The sequence below is a fragment of the Oleiphilus sp. HI0043 genome, assembly GCF_001634935.1.
In genome coordinates, this window is the sequence record NZ_LWEY01001165.1 from 1 (window position 1) to 1,505 (window position 1,505).

At 43.1% G+C, this 1,505-nt stretch carries 2 protein-coding genes; one reads left to right on the forward strand and one right to left on the reverse strand.

Annotated features, from left to right (window positions below):
- Nucleotides 1-703: YdiY family protein (locus A3729_RS13435; RefSeq protein WP_068633987.1), on the forward strand; the 703-nt coding region annotated here is incomplete at its 5' end.
- A gap of 149 nt (nt 704-852) precedes the next feature.
- Here the strand turns inward: A3729_RS13435 and A3729_RS13440 are convergent.
- Nucleotides 853-1,476, reverse strand: a complete 624-nt coding sequence (locus A3729_RS13440; protein WP_068514185.1) for a helix-hairpin-helix domain-containing protein — start codon at nt 1,474-1,476, stop codon at nt 853-855.
- Nucleotides 1,477-1,505: the final 29 nt, after the last annotated feature.

Genomic DNA, 1,505 nt, shown 5'->3' on the forward strand with positions numbered 1-1,505 from the left:
CACAGCAATTGCTCTCATCTCTACAAGCCTAAGCGCCACAGTAAACGCTGAAGAGGTCTCTGAACCTAACTGGGATGCAACGGCTGAACTTGGTTTTGTGATGACCAGCGGCAACTCGGATACAGAAACACTAAATGCCAAATTTAATGCTTCAACTGAATACACTGATTGGAAGCACACACTTCAACTAGAGGCGCTTAACAGCTCATCAAATGACGTAAGTTCTGCAGAAAGATATTTTGCTGAAGCGCAGTCTGACCGAAAGCTCTCTGATAGAGCTTATGCGCTTGGCGTCATCTCGTGGGAAAAGGATCGCTTTAGCGGTTTTGACCATCAAACCTCTATCGCACTGGGTTTAGGCTATAAAGCTATTGCAGAAGATAATATGGAATTGAATTTCGAGCTTGCGCCTGGTTATCGTGTGATCGAAGACAACAATGGCAATAACGAAGAAGATAGCATTATTCGTGCAGCTGAGATCTTCTCTTGGAAATTCAATGAAACATCTAGCCTTGACCAGTTCCTGAATACAGAAGCCGGCGACAGTAACACTGTGACACGTTTTGGTATCTCCTTAACCAGTCAGGTGCAAGAAGCCTTGTCAATGAAGGTTGGTTACACCATTAAGCATAGTTCTGATGTTCCAGCAGGTGCTGATAAAACTGATCGTGAAACGTCTGTCACGTTAGTCTATAAGCTGTAGCATTACTTTTTATGTAGGCAGCGATGGTGCTAACCCGCCAGCGAGCCGCGCAAGGCTCTGCCTACAGCAGAAAAGAAAGTATCAATCTGAAATTTCAGATACAAAAAAGGCAGCTTAATCGCTGCCTTTTTTATTGAAGCTTGAAACGCTTACTTCAACAATTCTTTAGCTTGCTCAACCCAAGAGTCTGAGCCGCGTACTGATTTGAACTCAGCCAACTTATCGGCAGGTGCATTAACGATATCTTCCAAGCTATTAAATCCCGCTGCATTCAATTTCTTAACCGTCGCAGGGCCAACACCTTTCATCGAAGAAATACCAGACTTAGCTGCACCAGTGGCTTTCTTAGTTGCTGTTGACGCTTTTGCTTTAGCAGTAGTCGCCGCCTTCTTAACAGTTGCTTTGGCTTTTTTAGCAGGCGTCTTTGGCGCTGGCATAATCTTATCCGCCAGAGGAAGCTTGCTTAATGCATCTTCAAGTTGACCAACCAGCTTATTCTTAGTCTCTAGCAAAGCTTCAGCACGCTCTTCAAATTCTTTCTGCTGCTTATTTAGCTGCTTTTGATACTGCTTCTCGATTTTCTTCAACCACTTTGTTGCAGGCTTAGTCGCCTCTTCACGCAACTCGTTTACTTGTGCAGTCAAATCATCAACCTGCTTCTGTAAATCTTTCTTAGTTGAAGTAACTTTCTTGTTGATATCTTTCAACAAGTCATTGCTCAGCTCTTTAACCTGAGAAACTTTCTTATCAATCTTCTTTGACGTTTTACCCATGCTTCACCCCTATTAAAACTACAAACAAA

Coding starts and splice junctions, on each gene's coding strand:
- A3729_RS13440 (WP_068514185.1), bottom strand. CDS start 1,476: ATGGGTAAAACGTCAAAGAAGATTGATAAGAAAGTTTCTCAGGTTAAA.